The following is a 21,633-nucleotide window of genomic DNA, read 5'->3' on the forward strand; positions in this document are numbered from 1 at the left end:
TTTGCGACGTTCAATCAGTGGGTCTGACTGCGCAGCAGCGGCACACGGGCCAATCGGGGGGCGATGCGCTCTATCAGCCGATCCGCCAGCGGGGTCAGCAGCAACCAGGGCAGACAGAGGGTCGCCAGCCCCAGTGCGCCGACGTAGACATCGGTAAACCAGTGGGCGCCAGCCAGAATGCGCGGCGCGGAAAAGATCGGCACCATCAGCAATGCGGTGACTCCCGCCCAGCGCGGCAGATAGCGCAAGGCATAGCCGGCGAAGATCATCAGGAACAGAGCGTGATCGCCGGGGAAGCTGTCACCGGAAGAGTCCTTGGTCGGAATAGCACTGATCTGGGTCACCCGCAGCGCATCGGCCACCATCAGGGTCGGGCTGGGTCGCTCCACCGGCAATCGGTGACCAAGCTGGTTGATCACCAGTGCACTTAGCAGCATCACTATACCCATCGCCACCAGCTGGCGACGGCCCGCCAGATCCCGGGCGAAGAAGCAGCGCGCCAAGATCAGCCCCATACAGGCCAGCACCGCCAGATCGAACAGCCGGTTATTGGTGATGGCCACCAGATCGGCCCACAGAGCCGACTGTCCGAGCCAGCCGTTAACGGTGTGAAAAATCGTGAGGTCCCACTGATCCCAGGGACCGTGAGCGGGCAGCGCAGCCCAACTGATGGCCACCAGACCACCGACCAGATAGCAAAGCAGGAACTTGCCCATGGGGACTCTCCTTTGGAAAAGGGCGATATCGTAAAACTGTAGCGTGCGTCACAAAACCGAAGAATTGTAAGAAAGTGCGACACAATATCAAGTCTCAAATAAAGCCTGCCAGCCCATTCCAATCTCGCATATCCCAACAGCGCCAAGATTTCTGCCTCCGGTGCTGCATCTGTGGGCCTCTCACCATGAGTGCGGCTTGTGCCACCACCGCAACACCCCCTAGAATGCGCACTTCCCTTTACTGCGAAAGGAAGCGGTATGCATATTCACATTCTCGGGATCTGCGGCACCTTTATGGGTGGTCTGGCGGTGTTGGCAAAACAGCTTGGTTACCGGGTGACCGGTTCGGATGCCAACGTCTATCCCCCCATGAGTACCCAGCTCGAGCAACAGGGCATCGAACTGACCGAAGGCTATGACCCCTCCCAACTCGATCCGGCGCCGGACCTGGTGGTGATCGGCAACGCCATGAGCCGCGGCAACCCCTGTGTTGAATATGTGCTGGACCGTAATCTGCCCTATATCTCCGGCCCCCAGTGGCTGCTGGAGCACGTGCTGCAGGATCGCTGGGTACTGGCCGTTGCTGGCACCCATGGCAAGACCACCACCGCCAGCATGTTGGCCTGGGTGCTGGAGTACGCCAAACTGGAACCCGGTTTCCTTATTGGCGGCGTGCCGGGCAACTTCCCGGTCTCCGCCCGTCTCGGCTCTGCCCCCTTCTTCGTCATCGAAGCGGACGAGTATGACTGCGCCTTCTTCGACAAACGCTCCAAGTTCGTCCACTACCACCCGCGCACCCTGGTGATGAACAATCTGGAGTTCGACCACGCGGATATCTTCCCGGATCTCGCCGCGATCCAGCGCCAGTTCCACCACCTGATGCGCACCGTGCCGAGCAACGGCCGGGTGCTGTTCCCGCAAGCCGATGACAACCTCACCGCCGTGCGCAAGATGGGCTGCTGGAGCGAAGTGGAGCTGGTAGGTCAAGACGACGCCAAGTGGCAGGCGGTCAAGCTGGCCGATGACGGCTCCGCCTTCGAGGTGTGGCTGGATGGTGAAAAACAAGGCGAGGTGCACTGGGAGTGCATCGGCGAGCACAACGTCAACAATGGCCTGATGGCCATCGCTGCCGCCCGCCACGCCGGTGTCATGGTGGAGCATGGCATCGCAGCCCTCTGCCAATTCAAATCCCCCAAACGGCGGATGGAGCTCAAAGGCGAAGTGGCGGGCATCAGCGTCTATGACGACTTTGCCCACCACCCCACCGCCATCGAGACCACCCTCGGCGGCCTGCGCGCCAAGGTAGGCTGCTCACGTATTCTGGCGGTGCTGGAGCCTCGCTCCAACACCATGAAGCTGGGGGTTCACAAGGAGGAGCTGGCTGGCTGCTTCGATGGCGCCGACGAGGTGTTCTTCTTCCAGCCGCCCAACATCGGCTGGGATCTCGGCGAGGTGACGGCCCATATGACCCGTCCGGCCAAGGTATTCAACGATCTGGAGACCCTGATCAACCGGCTGGTGGCCGAGAGCCGCGATGGCGACCATATTCTGATCATGAGCAACGGCGGCTTCGGTGGCATTCATGACAAGCTGATCGCCCGCCTCAAGGATTACCACGGCGAACTATGAACAAAGCGATCACCCTGGCGCTGACCGGCGCCTCCGGCGCCCCCTACGCCCTGCGCCTGCTCCAGTGTCTGGTGCAGGCGGACTATCGGGTCTACCTGCTCGCCTCATCGGCAGCTCGTGTGGTACTCAAGACCGAGCAGCAGCAGGATTGGCCCGGCTCGCCGAAAGAGCTCTCTGCCTATCTTTGTCGCCAATATGGCGCCAAGGAGGGGCAGATTGTCGCCTGCGGCAAGGAGGAGTGGTTCTCACCGGTGGCCTCCGGCTCGGCCGCGCCCAAACAGATGGTGGTCTGCCCCTGTTCCATGGGCACCGTCTCGGCCATTGCCAACGGCACCTCGGACAACCTGCTGGAGCGGGCAGCGGATGTGGTGATCAAGGAGCGCGGCCAGCTGATCCTGGTGCCCCGCGAAACCCCCTTCTCGGCGATCCATCTGGAGAACATGCTGAAACTGGCACGGCTCGGAGTGACCATCATGCCCGCTGCGCCCGGTTTCTATCATGAGCCGAAAAGCATCGAGGATCTGGTGGACTTTATGGTTGCCCGCATCCTCGATCATCTCGGTGTCGAGCATGAGCTGACCCGCCGCTGGGGCTATGGCCACCAGTGAGGTGACGGCCATATCCGGCCATAAAAAAAACGGCGCCACTCAATGAGTGACGCCGTTTTTTCGTTAAGCCGTGTTAGCGAGCCTGAATTGGCGCCGTCACGTACTTGAACAGGAAATCAGTCACCTCTTGGCGCACCGGGCGCTGAGGTTGATTGATCATCTGCATCATCACATAGCCAAAACCGGTCAGAGAGCGGGCCAGATCTTGTGCTGACAGCACGCTGGTGATCTCCCCTGCATCCATGGCGGTTTGCAGCTCGCTGGCGATCAGCTCAAGGCACTGATCGAGCAGCCGGGTATAGCGGGGCCATACCTCTTCCCGAACCGATGAGCTCCACTCCAGCCAGATACCGGCATAATCCGGTTGATCGTAGGCGGCATCGACAGAGAGGCGTACATGACGCTGGATCTTGTCGAAAATGGAGCCCTGGTCACCGTATGCCTGCGACAGCATTTGGTTCACAAAGCGTTCGATCTCGGCCAGCACCTCATCTACCAACTCCTCGCGGGTGTTGAAATAGTTGAAGACGGTAGCCACAGAGACCTTGGCCTGTTCGGCTATCTCGGCGTGACCTGCACGGCCAATGCCGCGACGGGAGAACACCTCGATGGCACATTCCATCAATTGGGAGCGACGAGCTTCCGGCGACAGCCGGGTACGACGTCTTATTTCTGCGCGTGGTTCCATAGTTTTTATCATCTAATAGTTATTGATTATGGTGTTTATAGTATTTTAACTAATCATGCCTGAGTGCCTGCTAACTCTATCAATTAAAATAAGCCGATAAAAGCACCACGTATCTCTAGCACCCTTCAACATGAGTGGTAGAATCATCGGTTTTGATATTCATGAACGGCCAAATCCCCTTTGGCCTTATGGGAGTAAGTGATGAAACACACCGTCGAGGTGATGATCTCCGAGGCTGAAGTAGCCGCCCGGATCGCCAAATTGGGTGAAGAGATCACCGCCCGCTATCAGGGTTCTGACGAAGTCGTGATGATTGCGCTGCTGCGCGGTTCCTGCATCTTCCTGGCCGATCTCTGCCGCCAGTGCCAGCTGCCCCTCACCCTGGACTTCATGACCGCCTCCAGCTACGGCTCCGGCATGCACAGCACCCGTGACGTCCGCATCCTCAAAGACCTGGACGACGACATCAAGGGCAAGGATGTGGTGATCGTGGAAGACATCATCGATACCGGTTACACCCTCAACAAGGTGCGCGAGATCCTCTCCCTGCGCGAGCCAAAATCCCTGGCCATCTGCACCCTGCTGGACAAACCCTCCCGCCGCGAAGTGCAGGTGCCGGTCGACTGGATTGGCTTCGCCATTCCGGACGAATTCGTGGTCGGCTGTGGCATCGACTACGCCCAGAAGTACCGCAACCTGCCGTTTATCGGCAAAGTGGTACCCCAGGAGTAAGCCAGGTTCAGAAATATCACGGGTGAAGCGGCCTTGCGCCCTTTACTCTGTGCAGGCGGCCTTGGCCGCCTTTTCTGTATCGAGCCGGATTCAACCATCACAGAGGTTGCAATGAACGCACTGGAAATCAGCGGCCTGAAAAAGACCTATCAGGGGGGCGTCGAAGCCCTTAAAGGCATCGATCTTACCGTCAGGCAGGGGGATTTCTTCGCCCTGCTCGGCCCAAACGGCGCGGGCAAGTCCACCACCATCGGCGTCATCAGCTCGCTGGTGAACAAGAGCGCCGGCAAGGTGAAGGTGTTTGGCTACGACATCGACAGCGATCTGGAACAGGCCAAGGCTCAGCTCGGGCTGGTGCCGCAGGAGTTCAACTTCAGCCAGTTCGAGAAGGTGATCCAGATTGTCACCCATCAGGCCGGTTTCTACGGCGTGCCCAAGGCGGAAGCCAAGATCCGCGCCGAGAAGTACCTGCGCCAGCTCGATCTGTGGGAGAAGCGCGACATGCCTGCCCGCACCCTCTCCGGCGGCATGAAGCGCCGCCTGATGATCGCCCGCGCCCTGATGCACGAACCCAAGCTGCTGATCCTCGATGAACCGACCGCCGGGGTCGATATCGAGATCCGCCGCTCCATGTGGACCTTCCTCAAGGATCTCAACGAGCAGGGTGTCACCATTATTCTCACCACCCACTATCTGGAAGAGGCGGAGATGCTCTGCCGCAACATCGGCATCATCGACAAGGGTCGTCTGATCGAGAACACCAGCATGAAGAATCTGCTGGGCAAGCTGGGTCGCGAGACCTTCCTGCTCGACCTTGCGCCAGGTTCTGCCGTACCCGAGGTGCCAGAGTTCAACGGCCGTATGCCGGATGAACGCACCCTTGAGGTGGATCTCGACAAGAGCCAGTCACTCAACAGCCTGTTCGAGCAGTTGTCGAACCAGCAGGTGCAGGTCGTGAGCATGCGCAACAAGGCCAACCGACTGGAAGAGCTGTTCGTCAATCTGGTCGAAGAGGGGAGAAAAGCATGAATCTGGCCATCTATTACATCGCCTTCAAGAGCATTCTGGCCAAGGAGGTGAGCCGCTTTACCCGGATCTGGATCCAGACCCTGGTGCCACCGGCCATCACCATGAGCCTCTACTTCGTCATCTTCGGCAACCTGATCGGTTCGCGCATCGGTGACATGGGTGGCTTCACCTACATGGAGTTCATCGTGCCCGGCCTCATCATGATGTCGGTGATCACCAACTCCTACTCCAACGTCGCCTCCTCCTTCTTCAGCGCCAAGTTCCAGCGCAATATCGAGGAGATGCTGGTCGCGCCGGTGCCAAACTACGTCATCATCGCCGGTTACGTGGGCGGGGGCGTGGCACGCGGCCTCTGTGTCGGCCTCATCGTCACCCTGGTGTCGCTGTTCTTCGTGCCGCTGCAGATCCACCATCTGTTCAGCGTCTGCTTCACCGTGCTGCTCACCGCGATTCTCTTCTCGCTGGGTGGCCTTATCAACGCGGTGTTTGCCAAGACCTTCGACGACATCAGCATCATCCCCACCTTCGTGCTGACACCGCTCACCTATCTGGGCGGGGTGTTCTACTCCATCAGCCTGCTGCCCCCCTTCTGGCAGAGTGTCTCCCAGGTGAACCCCATCATCTACATGGTGAACGCGTTCCGTTACGGCTTCCTCGGCATCTCCGATGTGCCGCTCGGCACCGCCTACCTCATCATCATCGGCTTTATCGTGGCCCTCTACGGTATCGCCTGGTGGCTTATCTCCCGCGGCACCGGGCTGCGCCACTAATGACCAAAACGGGCACCTCGCGGTGCCCGTTTTCATTGTCCGGCCCACCTCAGGATGACCTAGACCCGGATGGCGTGATCCTTTAGCAGCCGGGCGGTGAGCTCAAGCTTCTCGTTGCGCTCGGCAGCCCGCTCGGGAACCGTGACGCCCCCCTGCTCATCGACCCGCTCCTGACCGAAGGCATCGTCGATAGCCTGCGCCATGGCGGTGCGACCAGCAGCGAGCTCGGGATCGATCAGGCTCTCCTGCATCCGGATCCGGTTCTCGCTGGCCGCCAGCTGCAGTTCATCCAACTGGGTGGCGAGAGTGACAATCCGGTTATCGACCCGCTGGGCCAGTTCGAAGAGACGGTTTTCATTCCCTGCCGCCATCGCCAGTCCATCTAGCTGCTCCCCTTTGCGCTGATCAAAGTTGCTTACCGCACGAGCAGCCAGCTCCAGTGCATACGCCTTGGTTGCCATGGCGTTGACTCCGCCCTCCCAACCGACATCTGACCCCACCCCCAGCGTCACGCCAAGGGTAGTATGAAACTTGGCTCCCTCCGGCCCGAAAGCCGCAGTGGCACCGGCCGATGCACCGACACCCAGATTGGCGGAGGCGCGTACCTTGGCCGAAAGGCTATAGGCATCCGCATACTGACTCTTGAGCAGATTGAGCTGGGCACTCCCCTCTGCTTTCATACCAGCAAAGGCCGAGGCGTTGGCCGTTACGCTGACCACTGGCCCATTGGGGGTCATGATAGCCGCTGCACCGGCCTCCAGCTTGGCATTGGCGACCACCTCGGCCGAGCCTGCCAGCTTGGCGTTAAGCAGGTTGCCGATAGTCCAGCTCCCCTCAACCGACAACCCCAGCCTGCTCACCAGCTCGGCACTGGCCCCGATGCGCAGCAGACTAAGGTCATGGGGCCCCGGTGTGTAACGCGATCCGTCGGTATCATTGACGATCTTGTTCACCGGATTGAACACCAATGAGCCCTCCGCCTTGCCAATCACCAGCTCGGCCTTGGCACTCGCCTTGTTCTCCTGGGTCAGAGCCACCTTGCCGGCAAACTCTCCTACCGGCGTGTCGCGACGCCCCTCCCACTTGCCAATCTCGATCTTGGCGAAAGCCTCCACCAGCGCACTGGTACTGACCAGCCCGAGCCCGCCAAAGGCCTTGTGGCTCACGGGCTCACCCGGTTTCAGCTCCTTGCTGGCAGCAGAGAGAGAGCTCTTGAGCTCGGCCCGTACACCACTCTGATAGTGCTTGCCTGATGCGGCCTCTCCCTGCCAGAGCGCCTTCTCCTGCGCCTCGCGCTCAAGCCAGGGCTCATCCAGTCCATCCACAAGCGCGGTCAGCAGCTCGGTCCTGAGCAGGCCAATCTCCCCCTGCTTGCTCACCTGCTGCTGAATGCTGAGATCCAGAACCTCCTTGAGGTGGCCCAGCTCCAGTAGCTGACTGTGGGTCAACAGGATATCGCGACCATTCTCCTCGGCAGTGGCTTGGGGCTTGAGCTCACCCAGTGCGGGCAGAGCCTGACGCAAGGTCCCGCAAAACAGCTGCCACTCGTGGCTTTCTGCGACCTCTTCACGGGTCGGCACCCGCTCCAGCCGCCGCGCCATCATCCCCTCACTCACCCCGAACATCAGATCGAGTCCCCCTTGCAGCTCCTGCTTGAACAGGTCGTTGGCCCCCTCCTGTTGCAGGCGAGCCAACTCGCTGCACCACTGGCGGACCTGCTGGTTACTCTCGATAGGCTGATTGACCCTCCCCTGTTCGTTGCAGACCCACGCCAGCTGAAATGAGGGAGGCTTGCCACCCTGTGCCAACGCCTGACGGCGGACAGCGATGTCATCGACCAGTTTTTGCAACACGGGATCCTGCTGACGGGAGCGGTTCTTGCCCGAGTCGATCCAGAACTGCAGCACCTGTTCGATCTTCGCCAACCCGGCCAGTGAAGGCGTTGGCTGGGCCTGGTAGTGCCGCACCGCCTGCTTGACTGCCTTGAGTTCCGGGCTCTGCCGATGGCCAATACCACGGCGGATCCCCCTATCGAACTCCCGGTTACCAGCATCCAGCAGCCGTAGTCTGGCGTTGCCAAGACAAGCAGTAGCAGGTGGAGTGGCATCAGGGCTTGTCTGCTGATGACGGCTTACATCGATATCCGGGGAGGCAATTTTCATGGCAAGAAACCTGCGTTGATGAGAGAGAAGATCCTCAGCGTACGCCACCCCCCCTTGTCACCCTGTCAGCGATGGTCCCGCTTTTTTAGGATTCGGACTGACCCGTAAAAGATGTCTGTCAGCTCACAATTTCGGCACAATCATTCGCCCCGCCGACCAAAAACGCTAAAAAAATGACGACAAGTGATAAGCAGCCACCGATCAGCCGCATAGGGTGTCACTCTCCCCCTGCCCGAGGTTTGGCCATGTATCACGCTCTCATCACCGCCCTGTACACACAACTTGGACTTCCGCTTCCGGTGGCCGGACAGACAGCCACCACCCTGACCATCAACGACGAACTGGTGCTGACGCTGGCAGAGGATGAGGACCATCTGGTGATCTATCTGCTGCTACCGGGCCACGCCATGCCCAACACGCCCCTGCTCAACCACCTTGGCGACGAGCCGGTGTTTCTGCTGGATCAGACCGAGCGGGGAGAGACCCTGATCTGGGCCCGCGAGTGGCTCGATCACCTGACGGTCGACAGCTTGTTGGTACTGCTCGAGCGGGCCATCGAGCTGGCTGCCGAACTGCTGACCCACCAGCACGACCGGGAGCAATCGACACAGCCTCAGCATCCCGCCTCCACAACCGCAACCATCAGGGTCTAGCGCCCCCCCATTCTGGTCACTGCCCCGCAAAATCGAGATTTATCTTGTTCGGCATGGGTTTAGTCATTGCGGCTCCATCGGTAATTGTTAGAATTTACCCCCTCTCTATAAAGAGGTAGAACATGCCTGCGTTGTTGCGCATGCTGGCCAATCTGGCTCTGGGAGGATTCTTCCTCGCCTCCGCCGGGTTCAAGCTGGTCTCCCCCGCCCTGTTCATCGAGCAGATCGCGGCCTTCGGGCTGATCTGGCCGTCACTGATCCCGCCAGTGGCCTGGGGGCTGATTGCCCTTGAGCTCTGCGCAGGGCTTGCGGTCATCGCCAACCGGCGCTGGGGACTCTGGCTGGTGATCGGGCTGCTCGCCCTATTTATTCCGGTGTTGGGCTATGGCGTTGCCATCGGGCTCGACATCTCTTGCGGCTGTCTGGGCAGGGCTGATCTCAGCTCGTTGCCGGAGGCCATTGTGCGGGATCTGCTGCTACTGACGCTTGCGGGCGCCCTGCTGCGAACTTCCCGCCCCGTTTTTCCCGTACTAAAGGAGTAGTGACATGATGACATTGCGATCCCGCACCCTGCTGGCCTCGCTGATCGCCGCCAGCTTTGCCCTTGCGGGCTGTGGCGATAACCAGTTCGAGCAGGAGGTGAAGCTGGAGCAGTCGGCTGTACAGCTGGCACAGGAGGCGCAGCAGGGGGGCTATCAGCTGCTGACCGTGGCCGAGCTGAAGACCCGGATGGACAAGGGTGAGGAGTTGGTGATCATCGACACCATGCCCTATGAGGACTCCTACAAGAAAGAGCACATCCCGGGCGCCAAGAACTTTGTCTTCGTGAAGGAGGCCAAGTCCGGCGACAACTGGAGCGAGATTGTCGAGGGGAGCGGCACGGCGGAGCAGTTCCAGGCGCTGCTGGGTGAAGACAAGTCCCGCCCTGTGGTGATCTACTGCGGCTTCGTCAAGTGCGGCCGCAGCCACAACGCTGCCGCCTGGGCGGTGACTCAGGGCTATCAGCAGGTCTATCGGGTGCCGGGCGGCATCTTTGCCTGGAAAGGGGCCGGTTACCCCGTCTCTGCCGAGTAACCGCGTTTGCCCACAAGGCAACACAGCCGATATGAAAGAAGCCCGCAACTGCGGGCTTCTTTCATATTACGTGGCACTCAGGGTTAGCTGGCGGCCTGCGTCTGCACTGTCTCCACGTTGGCCAGCTGTTGCTTGCCCAGCAACCGCTTGGTGATCATCGCCGCCATGATGGAGCCGTTGACGTTGAGGGCGGTGCGGCCCATATCCACCAGCGGCTCGATGGCGATCATCACCCCCACCAGCGCGATGGGGAAGTTGAGGGTGGAGAGCACGATCAGCGCGGCGAAGGTGCCGCCACCGCCGACGCCAGCCACCCCGATGGAGCCCAGCGCAATCACCGGCAGCAGAGTCAGCAGGAACAGGGGATCAAACGGGTTGATACCGAGCATGGGAGCAATCATCGCCACCATCATGGCCGGATAGATGCCGGCGCAGCCGTTCTGGCCGAGGTTGGCACCGAACGAGGCGGCAAAGTTGGCGATGCTGGCGGGCACCCCAAGACGCTGCTGGGTCTCGATACTGAGCGGGATGGAAGCCGCGCTGCTGCGGGAGACAAAAGCGAAGGTGAGCACGCCCCATACTTCCCGCAAATAGTGCAGCGGGTTCTGGCCGATCAGCAGCAGGATCACCATGTGCACCGCAAACATCGCCAGAATGGCGACGTAGCAGACCAGAATAAAGCCGAGCAGGCTGAGGATCTCGCTCAGGGGATAGTGGGCTACCACCCGGGCGATCAGCGCCATCACCCCATAGGGGGTGAGCGCAATAACCACCCGCACCATCTTCATCACCCACAGTTGCAGGGTGTCGATGGCCACGGCGGCGCGAGCACCAGCCTGTGGATGCTCCGCCTTCAACTGCAGCAGGGCAACCCCCGCCAGCACGGTAAAGATCACCACGCCGATCACCGAGAGGCTACGGCTACCCGCCATATCGGCGGCAAAGTTGGTGGGCACCAGCGAGAGCAGCAGGGCCGGCAGAGTCTGGGCACTGTCGATGGTGCTCATGCTCTGTTGCAGGGTGGCGCTGTCGCTACCGTGACTCAACAACCCGGCTGCGGTGAGACCGCTCAGGTGGGTAATGGTCATCCCCACCACACCGGCGATCATCACCAACGTCAGCATGGAGCCGATCAGCACGGCGCTGATCTTGCCAAGGGACTGGGCCTGCTCCAGCTTGTTGATGGCGGAGAGGATGGAAGTGAACACCAGCGGCATCATCACCACCTTGAGCAGACTGACATAGCCACCGCCGATGATATTGACCCACTCCAGGGTCTGCTGGACGCCGGCATCATCGGCGCCCCACCCCAATTGCAGCGCCAGCCCGAACAGGGCGCCAAGCAGCAGACCCGCAAGTACCTTGCGCGAGAGCGGCACAGTAGAGGGAATCCGGGTCAGGGCAAAACAGAGCAGACAGAAAACAAGCGATGCAATCAGGACAAACATCATGAGTACCTGTAGTGGCCATCAGGCCGAAAGTGGATAGAAACGAAGGGAAATGCGGGCTGGGCCGCAGAACAAAACGCCGGAATGCAGGAGAGTGCTGGCGTGAAAAAGCAGCGGATGCCCGAGGGGGCGTCCGCTGGCAATCGGGGGAATTACTTCTTTACGGGGGCGTCGTACTGTTCGGGTTCGTCGCTATAGACGCAGACATTCCACTTCGCAGCCAAACCATCTTCCGCCAGACAGTAACGCTCGAAGAAAGCCTTGATCTCCGCGCGCTGGCAGTGGGCTTCAAAGGCTGCCATATCTTGCCAAATCTCGTTGAACACGATGGGGAAGCTCTCCCCCTCGGCAAACGGGCTCGCGATGTGGCGGGTCACCCGATATTGCAGGCAGCCATCCTCACGCAGGGTGTTGGGCTCGAGCGCCTGCAGCACCTGAAACAGGGCCTGCTCCTGACCGGGTTTGGGCAGGAATTGGGCAATGCAGTAAACCTTCTTGGACATGGGGTCCTCCTGGTTGTGGCGGGCTCAGGCTTGCTGCAGCGTGACCACTTGATTGTCGATAAGGCGGGCCTTGCCAAGATAAGCGGCCATCAGGATCACCAGCTGCGCGCTCTCGTCTGTGGCGGATTCGAGGGTGGCGGCATCGACGATGTCGATGGCATCGGTACGAAAACCGGCGTTGTCGAGGCGTTGGCTGGCCTGCGCCACCAAGGAGGGCAGGTGGTGGTCACCCGCTTCGATCTGCTCGGCGATCCAGTTCATGGTGCGCGCCAGCTCGGGGGCAATGGCCCGCTCGGCGGCAGTCAGGTAGCCGTTGCGCGAAGAGAGTGCCAGCCCGTCTTCGGCCCGTACGGTGGGCACACCGACGATCTCGATGGGCATCGCCATGTCGGCCACCATCTTGCGAATGAGCGCCAGCTGCTGGTAATCCTTCTGGCCAAAGCAGGCCACATCCGGCTGTACCAGATTGAACAGCTTGGTGACGACGGTACTGACACCACGGAAGTGACCCGGGCGCAGCGCCCCCTCCAGCAGATTGGAGAGACCCGGCACCTCGACGAAGGTCTGGCTGGCCAGCCCCTGCGGATACATGATCTCCGGGGTCGGGGTGAACACCATATCGACCCCGGCCGCTTCCAGCGCAGCGCAATCCTGCTCCAGAGTGCGCGGGTAGTTGGCAAGATCCTCGGCCTTGTCGAACTGCATCGGGTTGACGAAGATGCTGACCACCACCTTCTCGGCGTGGCTGTGCGCCTCTTTCACCAGCGTCAGGTGGCCCTGATGCAGATTGCCCATGGTGGGCACGAATGCGATGGCACGCCCTTCACGGCGCCATTGGCTTATCTGCTCACGCAGAACGACGGGATTATTTACGACCAACATCAGCAGTTCACCTTCCGATAAATCAAAAAGAGAGACGGGTTGCATCCACAGATAGCGCTCGGGCGGGATGGGGCACGAACATGGCTATCAGCAGTTCACCTTTAGATGAATCAATAAGATACGGATTAGCTATACAGATTAACTGTGCAAGGCTGAGAAGCAGAGACGGGGGCCGCAGCCCCCATCATGCAACCGCCAGGATCAGTTGAAGCAGTGCTCCGGGCCGGGGAAGCTCCCCTCGCTCACCTGCTGCACATAGAGGCGGATGGCGGCACGCACATCGCCGGTCTCGGCCAGGAAGTTCTTGGTGAACTTGGGCACATAGCCGGAGGTGACGCCAAAGGCATCGTGCATCACCAAAATCTGACCGTCGGTCGCGGGGCCGGCACCAATGCCGATCACCGGGATGCGCAGTGCCTTGGTGATGCGCTCGGCCAGCGCAGTGGGCACACACTCGAGCACCAGCAGCTGGATACCGGCCGCTTGCAGTTCGAGGGCCTGACGGTAGATCTCCTGGGCCTGAAACTCATCGCGCCCCTGCACCTTGAAGCCACCAAAGACATGAACGGATTGCGGAGTGAGACCGAGGTGACCACACACCGGCACCCCGTTGCGGGTAAGGTGGCGGATGGAGTCACACAGCCAGTCGCCCCCTTCCATCTTCACCATGCGGGCACCGGCCGCCATCAGGCGGGCAGCGTTCTGGTAAGTCTGCTCGGGGGTGGCGTAGCTCATGAACGGCATGTCGGCGACCACCAGTGCCTTGCTGGCACCGCGTGCCACACAGCGGGTGTGATAGACCATCTCATCCATGTTGACCGCCAGGGTATCCTGACCCCCTTGCAGCACCATGCCCAGCGAATCGCCGATGAGCAGCACGTGGGCCCCCTCGTCGTCGAACAGCTTGGCAAAGGTGGCATCATAGGCGGTGATGGCGGTGAACTTTTGACCCTCCTGCTTCATCTTCAGCAGGCTGGCGGTGGTGATCTTGCTCATAGAGGCTCCTGTACGTCTGCACGCGGGGCAATGATGGCCAAATCATTGTGCGGGCAGCGGGCAACCAGTCGGGCGAGCGGGGTGCCGCAGGGCAGCACCAGAGCAGGCGCAATTTCGGCAAGGGGCAGCAGCACGAACTCCCGCTCCTTCATGCCGTAGTGGGGTACGATCAGGCGCTCATGGTTGATCACCTGATCCCCATAGAGCAGCAGATCGAGATCCAGAGTTCTCGGCCCCCACCGCTCATCTTTGCGCACACGTCCCTGTTCCAGCTCGATTTTTTGTAATTGATCCAGCAGCGCAAGGGGCGCGAGCCGGGTATTGAGCCGGGCCACGGCATTGACGTAGTCCGGCTGGTCAGCAGGCCCCATCGGGCGGCTGCTGTAAAACGACGAGGCCTCCACCAGCACAGATTCCGGCAACCTTGCCAAGGCGGCAACGGCGCGACGAGCCTGACCCAGCGGGTCAGACAGGTTGGAACCAATGGCGATGAAGACCTCGGTCATCACGTCTGTTGTCACTCGGCCACTTTCGGTTTGCGGCGACGGGGACGACGACGGTTGCGACTGTTGCTACTGCGCTTCTCGCCATCGTGGCTGCGAGCCTCGCCGCGCTCACCGCTGGCCGGGCGACGGGTCGCTTCACGCTGCAGTTGCGGGCGCACATCCGGATTGGAGGCGACATAGCGCTCCCACCAGCTGGCCAGCTCGCCGAGACCGCGCTCGACCCGGTTGCGCAGCAACAGGAAGTCGAACGCCGCGCGGAACTTGGGATGCTCCATGGCGCGCTCGGGGTGCTTGCCCTGACGACGGGTCAGCCGCTGTTGCAGTGCCCAGATGTCGCGGACATCTGTGGTGAAACGGCGTGGAACGGCGATGATCCGCACCTGATTGTCCAGTACCTCGTTGATCGCCAGCATGAAGGCGTCATACCAGGGCAGGCCGCTCTCGTTCTCCAGCACCCGACCACGGGCCTCGACGCAGCCCCACAGCAGGGTGGCGTAGAGGAAGGCGGGGGTGACGCGCTTGTCTTCACGAACCCGGGTGTCGGTATCGATCAGTGCCTGCTCGATAAACTGCTCGTAGGGCGAGTTGCCGTGCGGGGTAAACAGCGCAGCCACTTGCGGGAAGAGCTGCTGGAACAGGCCATACTCGCGCAGCAGTTTGTAGGTCGCCAGACCGTCGCCAGCCAGGAACAGCTTGAGGGTCTCCTCAAACAGGCGGGCAGCCGGGATGTCTTGCAGCAGTGGCGCCAGCTCCTTGATGGGGGCGGCAGTACGCGGGCTGATGGTCATATCCAGCTTGGCGGCAAAGCGCACGGCGCGCAGCATCCGCACCGGATCTTCACGATAACGGGTCTCGGGATCGCCGATCAGCTCAAGCTTGCGCTCGGCCAGATCTTCCAGACCCCCTTCAAAATCGTGCAGGGTGAAATCTTTGGCGCTGTAGTAGAGGGCGTTGACGGTAAAGTCGCGGCGCTCGGCATCCTCTTCGATGGTGCCGTAGACGTTGTCGCGCAGCAGCATGCCTTCATCAGACTGGGCCGACACATGTTTGCTGGTATTGACCTGATGGTGGTGACCCCGGAAGGTGGCCACTTCGATCACGTCACGACCAAAGACAATGTGGGCCAGGCGGAAACGACGGCCAATCAGGCGGCAGTTGCTGAACAGCGCCTTGATCTGCTCCGGCGTCGCATCGGTTGCGATGTCGAAATCCTTGGGCGTCTTCCCGAGCAGCAGATCCCGGACTCCGCCGCCGACCAGGTAGGCCTCATAGCCCCCTTTGTTCAGGCGATAGAGCACCTTCAGTGCATTCTCGCTGATCTCTTTGCGCGAAATAGGGTGCTGATCACGGCTTAAGGTACGACGTTGACCGGCGACACGGGCTGGAATGGGGGATTCCACCGACTGCTCGCCGTCTTCCTTGCCGAGCACCTTGCGGCAAAAGTTTGCGATCTGGGAAAAAATGGTACACCTCTTCATGACTTCTAAATTGACGGGAGGCCAAAAAATAGCGGCCTATCATAGCTCACGCCTAACCAAATGAAAAACCGTGCTGACAATTGATCCCGCATGAAACCGTCTGCCAGCGAAAATAGCGGTCAATCTGCACATAGCTCAGGCCTGACCAAATGAAAAACCGTGCTGACAATTGATCCCGTTTGAAACGGATCATCCCGATAAAATCACAATCAACAGCGGCAATTTACGCTCAATCAAACAAAAATCACCTGGTCGACTCAGCAATCCGCGAGCGGGATCTTCTCGCTGGCGGGCACCCGTTCGAGCAGCCAGTTGGCGATGCCCCACCGGATGATCTCGTCGATCCGGCTCGCCATCAGCTCGGGCGGCGGGCACTGGCCGAGGAAGTGCAGCGCCTGCCACAGGGCCGGTCGCACCTCATCGAGCGCCAACGCCGGCGCATGGTTCTGCTTGGAGAGCTTGTTGCCATCTGCCAGCACCGCCAGCGGTAGATGCACCCAGTCGGGCACCGGCGCCCCCAGGGTCTGGTAGAGGGCAATCTGGCGCACCGTGGGTTCGAGCAGATCGGCGCCGCGCACTATCTCGGTGATGCCGCTGTCCATATCATCCACCACTACTGCCAGGTTGTAGGCGTAGAGTCCGTCGCGGCGACGGATGATGAAATCCTCCTCAGCGAGCGCCGCAGGGACCGCGATATGGCCCTGCAAACGATCGTCGAAGTGGTAGACCGGATGGTGCTGGCGCAGCCGGGCGGCGCAACCTTCGGCCGCAAGCCCCAGCGTGCGGCAGTGGCCGCTGTAGAGACCGCCCGCGGCCATGATTTCGCGCCGGGTGCAGCGGCACCAGTAGAGGTCCCCCGCCCGATAGAGCTGGTCGATGATCTCGTCATAACGGCCGTGGCGCGCACTCTGGAACATCACCTCCCCATCCCACTCGAGACCATATGCCTCAAGGGTTTTGAGAATAAGGTCGGCCGCCCCCGCCATCTCCCGCGGCGGATCGATATCTTCGATGCGCACCAGCCAACGTCCCTGCTGCGCTCTGGCCTGCAAAAAGCTGCCGAGGGCGGCGATCAGCGAACCGAAATGAAGCGGGCCTGAGGGTGAGGGGGCAAAGCGGCCGACATAGGGGCGTGCAAGGGGTGAAGACAGGGGATTCACTGGCATGGCTGTTCGGGTAAGCGATTCATTGAGGCTGCATTCTGGGGCGCGACCGCCAAAAGCTCAATAAAAAAGGGAGCCCGCGAGCTCCCTTTTTCATATACCAGAGGGTCGGGATCAACCGGCCATCTGTTTTTCCTTGATCTCGGCCAGCGTCTTGCAATCGACACAGAGGTCGGCAGTCGGACGGGCTTCCAGACGACGGATACCGATCTCGATACCGCAGTGTTCGCAGTAACCGAAATCATCGTCTTCAAGCAGCTGCAAGGTCTTCTCGATCTTCTTGATCAGCTTGCGTTCACGGTCGCGGGTACGCAGTTCAAGAGCGAACTCTTCTTCTTGCGCGGCACGATCCACGGGATCCGGGAAGTTGGCAGCCTCGTCTTTCATATGGTCGACGGTACGATCAACTTCCTGCATCAGTTGGTTGCGCCAGGCACCCAGGATCTTGCGAAAATGCGCCTTTTGTTGGTCATTCATGTACTCCTCACCCGGCTTTTCCTGGTAAGGCGCGACACCCGCAATGGCCAGGGGGCCCAGAGATTTCCTGTTTTCGCCTGTTGGCATGCCCTGTCTCCTAATTCAGCACGCTACCCGTGCCATCCATAAATTGAGGGCGACATCTATAGCAGAAGGGTAACGGGTAAGCAAACGAGCCGTACCAATAATGTTACCCACTCCAATATTTATGCACTCCCCTCGGGTAACAGGTGACCAGATTCAAACGGGATAAACCCTTGAGCCACCATGCCTTGCACCCCAACATGGGGCCGATAGCATAAAATTTCAACCCCCGCCGCGATTGCCTGCTCAATTAGCAGACTATAGTGCGGATCTATATGGGTTGCAGGGCGCATCCGGCTTATTCCGGAGTGCAACACCATAAAGAGCAGCACGGCCCTGTGGCCCGCTGCTTTCATCGCCATCAATTCGCGCAAATGCTTGGCACCACGGGCGGTGACCGCATCGGGGAAGTAGCCCATGCCCGGTTGCTCCCGCTCGTCGAGCAGGGTGACCGATTTTACCTCGATGTAACAATTGCCCTTTTCGTCATCTTCCAGCAACAGATCGATGCGACTGTTCTCTTCGCCATACTTCACCTCGGTGCGCAACCGGCTGTAACCCGCCAGTGGAGCGATAGCCTCCTGCTCGATCAGCTCCCGGGCAATCTGGTTGGCGCGCGCCGTGTTGACGCAGATAAAGTGGCCCGCCGGGCTCTCGGCGATCTCCCAGCTGTTGGGCAGCTTGCGCTTGGGGTTATCGGAGGTGGAGTACCAGACCCGGGTGCCCGGATCGGCACAACCGGTCATGGCACCGGTATTGGCGCAGTGGATAGTGATGACCTCGCCGTTATCGAGTTGCACATCGGTCAGAAAGCGCTTGTAGCGGGCCACCAGCTGGCCCGATTGCAGGGGGGGATCAAAGATCACGGGTTAGCCCTCCGCGCGTCTTCTTTTACCCGGGCACGCAGCGGCCAGCAGGCAAGCGGTTTGTAGCGAACCCCGTCCGGGGTCGAGATGGATTGATAGAGGCAGAACTCATCGGCCTGCAGCAGAAAATTTGGGGCAGGCAGGATGGCTGGCGCCTCGCCCGCCTTGCGCGACAGGGTGACGTGGGGGCGATAACCCTGCTCGCCATTGCCAAGGCGCTGCTTCTCACCGTGGCGGCGCAGCGCCTTCGCCAGCACGGTCAGCTCGTTGGGCCACTCCTTCGGGCCAATCCAGGCTGCCTTGGCCCGGCTGAACCAGCCGGTCTCATCCAGCCTGATGGAGAACGGCGGACAGTGCTGACGCTCTACGGCGGCGATCAGGCGGCGGGTGGTCAACTCGTCCGCCTCACCCAGAAAAGCCAGGGTCAGGTGGAGGTTGGCTTGTGGCACCGGCTGACCGGGCCAGGGCAGCTTATCGCGCCAGGCGATGAGCTCGGGGGCGAGCTCCTTGACGGGCAGGGCAAAAAAAAGTTTGGCCATGTGGTGATAATGCCTTTTTCACGCTCATTGGATGGGCCCATTCTATGGCAGCCATCCGGCCATGTCTCGCCACCCTCCCGCCCGAGTGACCATCTCCGCACATCCACTCACGGTGGTGCGGGTGGCTGTGGCAGAATAGGCGCCGTTTTACCGGTTGCCACAAAAGGTGCTCATCGCTTTGTCCCAGCTCCCCATCGTTTCGGTATTACCCGAACTCTTTGCCGCCCTCGACAGCCACACCAGCGTGATCCTGCAGGCGCCTCCCGGCGCAGGCAAATCGACCCTGCTGCCGCTGGAGCTGGTGCGTCAGAACCGGCTGCCCGGCCGCATCATCATGCTGGAACCAAGGCGCCTGGCTGCGCGCAATATCGCCACTTTTCTGGCGCGCCAGCTGGGGGAGAAGGTGGGCGAGCGCATCGGCCTGCGAGTGCGTGGCGAGAGCCGCACCAGCTCAGCGACCCGGCTCGAGATCGTCACCGAAGGGGTGCTGACCCGGATGTTGCAGCAAGACCCTGAGCTTACTGGCGTTTCGCTGGTGATCTTCGATGAGTTCCATGAACGCAGCCTGCACGCCGATACCGCATTGGCCTTCGCCATCGAGAGCCAGCAGGGATTACGCGATGACCTCAAGCTACTGGTGATGTCCGCAACCCTGGATGGCATGGCACTCGAGACCTTGTTGCCGGATGCCCCTGTGGTTCGCTCGGAAGGGCGCGGTTTCCCCATCGACTACCACTACCGCCCCGCCAATCGCCAGCAGTGGCTGGAGCCGCAAGTCGGCGCCGTGGTGCTCGAAGCGCTGGCCGAGCAAGATGGCAGCCTGCTGGTCTTTCTGCCGGGACAGGGTGAGATCGAGCGACTGGCGCAATGGTTGGCAGACAAACTGCCGGACGACGTGACCCTCGCCCCACTCTACGGCCGCCTCGACATGGCGGCGCAGCAGGCAGCCATCGAACCAGCGCCTGCGGGCCGCCGTAAGCTGGTGCTCACCACCAATGTGGCGGAGACCTCCCTCACCATTGAGGGGATTTCGGTGGTGATCGACAGCGGGCTGGAACGACGGGCCTCCTTTGATCTGAAAAGCGGTGTCACCCGACTGGAAACCCGCCAGATAGCCAAATCCTCCGCCACCCAGCGGGCAGGCCGCGCCGGTCGCCTCGGCCCCGGTATCTGCTACCGGCTCTGGAGCAGCGAGGTGCAGGAGCGGCTCGCCGAGCAGAGCCCGCCAGACATCCTCACTCAGGAGCTGACCGGCCTGCTGCTGGACGCCGCCCAGTGGGGGGCAAAGGTGGAAGATCTGCCGCTTCTCGATATGCCTCCCGCCGCCGCGGTGGCCAGCGCCCAGCGGTTGCTGGTGGCCCTTGGCGCCATGAAGCCGGAGGGTGAGCAACAACTCACTCCCGCTGGCCGCGCCATGGCCGCCTTCGGTACTCACCCTCGCCTCGCTCGCATGCTGCTGCGCGCCCGCGAGCTGGAAGCTGAAGGTCTGACAGGGATTGTCGCCGATGCCGCTTATCTGGTGGCGTTGCAGGAAGAAGATCTGCGAGGATCGGAGCGCCTCTCTGTGCTGTTCCACCGCCGTCAAAACGCCCTGCGCCAGAGCGCGGCCCGCTGGTTTGAACGGCTTGGCGCCCGCCCTGCCAGTGCGCAGGGTCAGTGGCTGGGGCTGCTCTGTGCCCTCGCCTGGCCGGATCGCATCGGCAAACTGCGCAGCGGCAGTCGCTATCAACTCAGTGGTGGGGTGAGCTGCGATCTGGTAGAAGGTCATCCCTGTCAGGGACAAGCAGCCCTCATCGCTATCGAGATGGGGCAGAACGATCGCGGCAGCCGCATCTTTATCGCCGAACCGATAGAGCTGGATGAGCTGGCGCGTCTGCTGCCGGAGCTGGTGAGCGAGCGCCAGTGGTTCGACTGGGATGAACGGGAAGAGCGGGTGCGCGCCGAACGCCAGCAGGTGATCGGCGAGCTGGTGCTGAGCCAGCGACCGCTGACCGAACTCTCCGACGAGCAGAAAGGACGCTGCCTGCTGCAAGGCATTCGCCGCAAGGGGCTGCATGTGCTGCCCTGGGACGAGAGCAGCGAAGGGCTGCTGGCCCGTCTGCGCTGCGCCCGCGACTGGCTGCCCGATGAGGAGTGGCCCGCGATGGATGACGAGAGCCTGCTGGCCACGCTGGAACAGTGGTTGCTGCCAGCGGTGAGCGGCATGACCCGGCTGGAGCAGTTGAAAAAGCTCAACCTCGGCGACATCCTGCGCCAATCCCTGCCCTGGCCGTTGCCCAAACGGCTGGACGAGGCGCTGCCGAGCCACTTTGCGGCACCGACCGGCAGCCGGGTGCGGATCCGCTATCAGCCAGGGCAGGCACCGGTGATCCCGGTGCGCATTCAGGAGATGTTCGGGCAAGGTTCGACCCCCTGCGTGGCCGATGGCCGGGTGCCGCTGGTAGTTGAGCTGCTCTCCCCCGCCCAGCGACCGCTGCAGATCACCGCCGATCTGGCTGCCTTCTGGGCAGGCTCTTACGAGCAGGTGAAGAAAGAGATGAAGGGGCGCTATCCCCGCCACTACTGGCCGGATAATCCGCTGGAGGCAATGCCGACCAAAGTCACCAAGAAGAAGATGGGCATCTAGGTTC

22 protein-coding genes are annotated in these 21,633 nt (G+C 61.1%); 9 read left to right on the top strand and 13 right to left on the bottom strand.

The features are described from left to right. Positions 1-14 precede the first annotated feature (14 nt). Positions 15-716 carry a phosphatase PAP2 family protein gene (locus BN1139_RS04065; protein WP_005354622.1) on the bottom strand — a complete coding sequence of 234 codons (702 nt, stop codon included), beginning with the start codon at positions 714-716 and terminating at the stop codon, positions 15-17. Positions 717-974: 258 nt separating this feature from the next. On the opposite strand from BN1139_RS04065, the gene mpl reads away from it, so the two are divergent. Then, the gene (gene mpl / locus BN1139_RS04070; protein WP_005354625.1) at positions 975-2,345 is read left to right on the top strand and encodes a UDP-N-acetylmuramate:L-alanyl-gamma-D-glutamyl-meso-diaminopimelate ligase; all 1,371 of its coding nucleotides are present in this window, start codon (positions 975-977) and stop codon (positions 2,343-2,345) included. Then, positions 2,342-2,953, top strand: coding sequence for a flavin prenyltransferase UbiX (locus BN1139_RS04075; RefSeq protein WP_005354628.1), 612 nt, complete (start codon positions 2,342-2,344; stop codon positions 2,951-2,953). The genes mpl and BN1139_RS04075 overlap by 4 nt, the downstream gene beginning before the upstream one ends. Before the next feature lie 73 nt (positions 2,954-3,026). Here BN1139_RS04075 and BN1139_RS04080 read toward each other — a convergent pair whose 3' ends face one another. After that, complete coding sequence (locus BN1139_RS04080; RefSeq protein ID WP_005335617.1) at positions 3,027-3,641, bottom strand: TetR/AcrR family transcriptional regulator; 615 nt, start codon at positions 3,639-3,641, stop codon at positions 3,027-3,029. A 201-nt stretch (positions 3,642-3,842) separates the two neighbouring features. Between BN1139_RS04080 and hpt the strand changes: the two genes are divergently transcribed. The 3 genes from hpt (at position 3,843) to BN1139_RS04095 (ending at position 6,172) form a co-directional block, all read left to right on the top strand. Then, positions 3,843-4,373: a hypoxanthine phosphoribosyltransferase gene (hpt, locus tag BN1139_RS04085; RefSeq protein ID WP_005354632.1), complete on the top strand. Its 531-nt coding sequence runs from the start codon at positions 3,843-3,845 to the stop codon at positions 4,371-4,373. Between the two features lie 111 nt (positions 4,374-4,484). Beyond that, positions 4,485-5,402, top strand: coding sequence for an ABC transporter ATP-binding protein (locus tag BN1139_RS04090; RefSeq protein WP_005354634.1), 918 nt, complete (start codon positions 4,485-4,487; stop codon positions 5,400-5,402). Beyond that, the gene (locus BN1139_RS04095) at positions 5,399-6,172 is read left to right on the top strand and encodes an ABC transporter permease (protein WP_005335622.1); all 774 of its coding nucleotides are present in this window, start codon (positions 5,399-5,401) and stop codon (positions 6,170-6,172) included. The genes BN1139_RS04090 and BN1139_RS04095 overlap by 4 nt, the downstream gene beginning before the upstream one ends. A 59-nt stretch (positions 6,173-6,231) precedes the next feature. On the opposite strand, the gene BN1139_RS04100 is transcribed toward BN1139_RS04095, so the two are convergent. Beyond that, positions 6,232-8,334 (bottom strand): hypothetical protein, encoded by a 2,103-nt coding sequence (locus BN1139_RS04100; protein WP_005354639.1) that lies wholly within the window; start codon positions 8,332-8,334, stop codon positions 6,232-6,234. Between the two features lie 245 nt (positions 8,335-8,579). On the opposite strand from BN1139_RS04100, the gene BN1139_RS04105 reads away from it, so the two are divergent. The 3 genes from BN1139_RS04105 to BN1139_RS04115 all read left to right on the top strand — a co-directional run bounded on the left by BN1139_RS04105 (position 8,580) and on the right by BN1139_RS04115 (position 10,061). After that, positions 8,580-8,987, top strand: a complete 408-nt coding sequence (locus tag BN1139_RS04105; protein WP_005354643.1) for a type III secretion system chaperone family protein — start codon at positions 8,580-8,582, stop codon at positions 8,985-8,987. A gap of 122 nt (positions 8,988-9,109) precedes the next feature. Next, on the top strand, positions 9,110-9,529 hold the full coding sequence (locus BN1139_RS04110; RefSeq protein WP_005354646.1) for a MauE/DoxX family redox-associated membrane protein: 420 nt from the start codon (positions 9,110-9,112) through the stop codon (positions 9,527-9,529). A 4-nt stretch (positions 9,530-9,533) separates the two neighbouring features. Beyond that, on the top strand, positions 9,534-10,061 hold the full coding sequence (locus BN1139_RS04115; RefSeq protein WP_013723480.1) for a rhodanese-like domain-containing protein: 528 nt from the start codon (positions 9,534-9,536) through the stop codon (positions 10,059-10,061). Between the two features lie 83 nt (positions 10,062-10,144). On the opposite strand, the gene BN1139_RS04120 is transcribed toward BN1139_RS04115, so the two are convergent. From BN1139_RS04120 to thpR, 10 genes are all read right to left on the bottom strand, one after another. After that, entirely contained in the window at positions 10,145-11,509 is a 1,365-nt protein-coding gene (locus BN1139_RS04120; protein WP_013723479.1) for a cation:dicarboxylate symporter family transporter, read from the bottom strand. A 152-nt stretch (positions 11,510-11,661) separates the two neighbouring features. Next, the gene (locus BN1139_RS04125; RefSeq protein ID WP_005354654.1) at positions 11,662-12,012 is read right to left on the bottom strand and encodes a putative quinol monooxygenase; all 351 of its coding nucleotides are present in this window, start codon (positions 12,010-12,012) and stop codon (positions 11,662-11,664) included. A gap of 24 nt (positions 12,013-12,036) precedes the next feature. Continuing rightward, positions 12,037-12,894 carry a pantoate--beta-alanine ligase gene (panC, locus tag BN1139_RS04130; protein ID WP_005335639.1) on the bottom strand — a complete coding sequence of 286 codons (858 nt, stop codon included), beginning with the start codon at positions 12,892-12,894 and terminating at the stop codon, positions 12,037-12,039. A 201-nt stretch (positions 12,895-13,095) separates the two neighbouring features. Beyond that, positions 13,096-13,890 carry a 3-methyl-2-oxobutanoate hydroxymethyltransferase gene (gene panB / locus BN1139_RS04135; protein ID WP_005335640.1) on the bottom strand — a complete coding sequence of 265 codons (795 nt, stop codon included), beginning with the start codon at positions 13,888-13,890 and terminating at the stop codon, positions 13,096-13,098. Beyond that, complete coding sequence (folK, locus tag BN1139_RS04140; protein WP_005354659.1) at positions 13,887-14,396, bottom strand: 2-amino-4-hydroxy-6-hydroxymethyldihydropteridine diphosphokinase; 510 nt, start codon at positions 14,394-14,396, stop codon at positions 13,887-13,889. The genes panB and folK overlap by 4 nt, the downstream gene beginning before the upstream one ends. A gap of 11 nt (positions 14,397-14,407) precedes the next feature. Then, complete coding sequence (pcnB, locus tag BN1139_RS04145; protein WP_005335642.1) at positions 14,408-15,874, bottom strand: polynucleotide adenylyltransferase PcnB; 1,467 nt, start codon at positions 15,872-15,874, stop codon at positions 14,408-14,410. Positions 15,875-16,131: 257 nt separating this feature from the next. Next, positions 16,132-17,040 carry a tRNA glutamyl-Q(34) synthetase GluQRS gene (gene gluQRS / locus BN1139_RS04150; RefSeq protein ID WP_005354662.1) on the bottom strand — a complete coding sequence of 303 codons (909 nt, stop codon included), beginning with the start codon at positions 17,038-17,040 and terminating at the stop codon, positions 16,132-16,134. Positions 17,041-17,151: 111 nt separating this feature from the next. Beyond that, positions 17,152-17,601: an RNA polymerase-binding protein DksA gene (dksA, locus tag BN1139_RS04155; RefSeq protein WP_005335644.1), complete on the bottom strand. Its 450-nt coding sequence runs from the start codon at positions 17,599-17,601 to the stop codon at positions 17,152-17,154. Positions 17,602-17,720: 119 nt separating this feature from the next. Then, a complete protein-coding gene (gene sfsA, locus BN1139_RS04160) occupies positions 17,721-18,464 on the bottom strand; it encodes a DNA/RNA nuclease SfsA (RefSeq protein WP_005354664.1) in 744 nt (247 codons plus the stop codon). After that, positions 18,461-19,003 (bottom strand): RNA 2',3'-cyclic phosphodiesterase, encoded by a 543-nt coding sequence (thpR, locus tag BN1139_RS04165; RefSeq protein WP_005354666.1) that lies wholly within the window; start codon positions 19,001-19,003, stop codon positions 18,461-18,463. The genes sfsA and thpR overlap by 4 nt, the downstream gene beginning before the upstream one ends. A gap of 178 nt (positions 19,004-19,181) precedes the next feature. Here thpR and hrpB point away from each other — a divergent pair, with 178 nt between their 5' ends. Then, positions 19,182-21,629, top strand: a complete 2,448-nt coding sequence (gene hrpB, locus BN1139_RS04170; RefSeq protein ID WP_005354668.1) for an ATP-dependent helicase HrpB — start codon at positions 19,182-19,184, stop codon at positions 21,627-21,629. Positions 21,630-21,633 lie beyond the last annotated feature (4 nt).

This window comes from Aeromonas veronii bv. veronii, from assembly GCF_000820225.1.
Lineage (GTDB): Bacteria > Pseudomonadota > Gammaproteobacteria > Enterobacterales > Aeromonadaceae > Aeromonas > Aeromonas veronii.

Coding starts and splice junctions, on each gene's coding strand:
- BN1139_RS04065 (WP_005354622.1), bottom strand. CDS start 716: ATGGGCAAGTTCCTGCTTTGCTATCTGGTCGGTGGTCTGGTGGCCATC.
- mpl (WP_005354625.1), top strand. CDS start 975: ATGCATATTCACATTCTCGGGATCTGCGGCACCTTTATGGGTGGTCTG.
- BN1139_RS04075 (WP_005354628.1), top strand. CDS start 2,342: ATGAACAAAGCGATCACCCTGGCGCTGACCGGCGCCTCCGGCGCCCCC.
- BN1139_RS04080 (WP_005335617.1), bottom strand. CDS start 3,641: ATGGAACCACGCGCAGAAATAAGACGTCGTACCCGGCTGTCGCCGGAA.
- hpt (WP_005354632.1), top strand. CDS start 3,843: ATGAAACACACCGTCGAGGTGATGATCTCCGAGGCTGAAGTAGCCGCC.
- BN1139_RS04090 (WP_005354634.1), top strand. CDS start 4,485: ATGAACGCACTGGAAATCAGCGGCCTGAAAAAGACCTATCAGGGGGGC.
- BN1139_RS04095 (WP_005335622.1), top strand. CDS start 5,399: ATGAATCTGGCCATCTATTACATCGCCTTCAAGAGCATTCTGGCCAAG.
- BN1139_RS04100 (WP_005354639.1), bottom strand. CDS start 8,334: ATGAAAATTGCCTCCCCGGATATCGATGTAAGCCGTCATCAGCAGACA.
- BN1139_RS04105 (WP_005354643.1), top strand. CDS start 8,580: ATGTATCACGCTCTCATCACCGCCCTGTACACACAACTTGGACTTCCG.
- BN1139_RS04110 (WP_005354646.1), top strand. CDS start 9,110: ATGCCTGCGTTGTTGCGCATGCTGGCCAATCTGGCTCTGGGAGGATTC.
- BN1139_RS04115 (WP_013723480.1), top strand. CDS start 9,534: ATGATGACATTGCGATCCCGCACCCTGCTGGCCTCGCTGATCGCCGCC.
- BN1139_RS04120 (WP_013723479.1), bottom strand. CDS start 11,509: ATGTTTGTCCTGATTGCATCGCTTGTTTTCTGTCTGCTCTGTTTTGCC.
- BN1139_RS04125 (WP_005354654.1), bottom strand. CDS start 12,012: ATGTCCAAGAAGGTTTACTGCATTGCCCAATTCCTGCCCAAACCCGGT.
- panC (WP_005335639.1), bottom strand. CDS start 12,894: ATGTTGGTCGTAAATAATCCCGTCGTTCTGCGTGAGCAGATAAGCCAA.
- panB (WP_005335640.1), bottom strand. CDS start 13,890: ATGAGCAAGATCACCACCGCCAGCCTGCTGAAGATGAAGCAGGAGGGT.
- folK (WP_005354659.1), bottom strand. CDS start 14,396: ATGACCGAGGTCTTCATCGCCATTGGTTCCAACCTGTCTGACCCGCTG.
- pcnB (WP_005335642.1), bottom strand. CDS start 15,874: ATGAAGAGGTGTACCATTTTTTCCCAGATCGCAAACTTTTGCCGCAAG.
- gluQRS (WP_005354662.1), bottom strand. CDS start 17,040: ATGCCAGTGAATCCCCTGTCTTCACCCCTTGCACGCCCCTATGTCGGC.
- dksA (WP_005335644.1), bottom strand. CDS start 17,601: ATGCCAACAGGCGAAAACAGGAAATCTCTGGGCCCCCTGGCCATTGCG.
- thpR (WP_005354666.1), bottom strand. CDS start 19,003: ATGGCCAAACTTTTTTTTGCCCTGCCCGTCAAGGAGCTCGCCCCCGAG.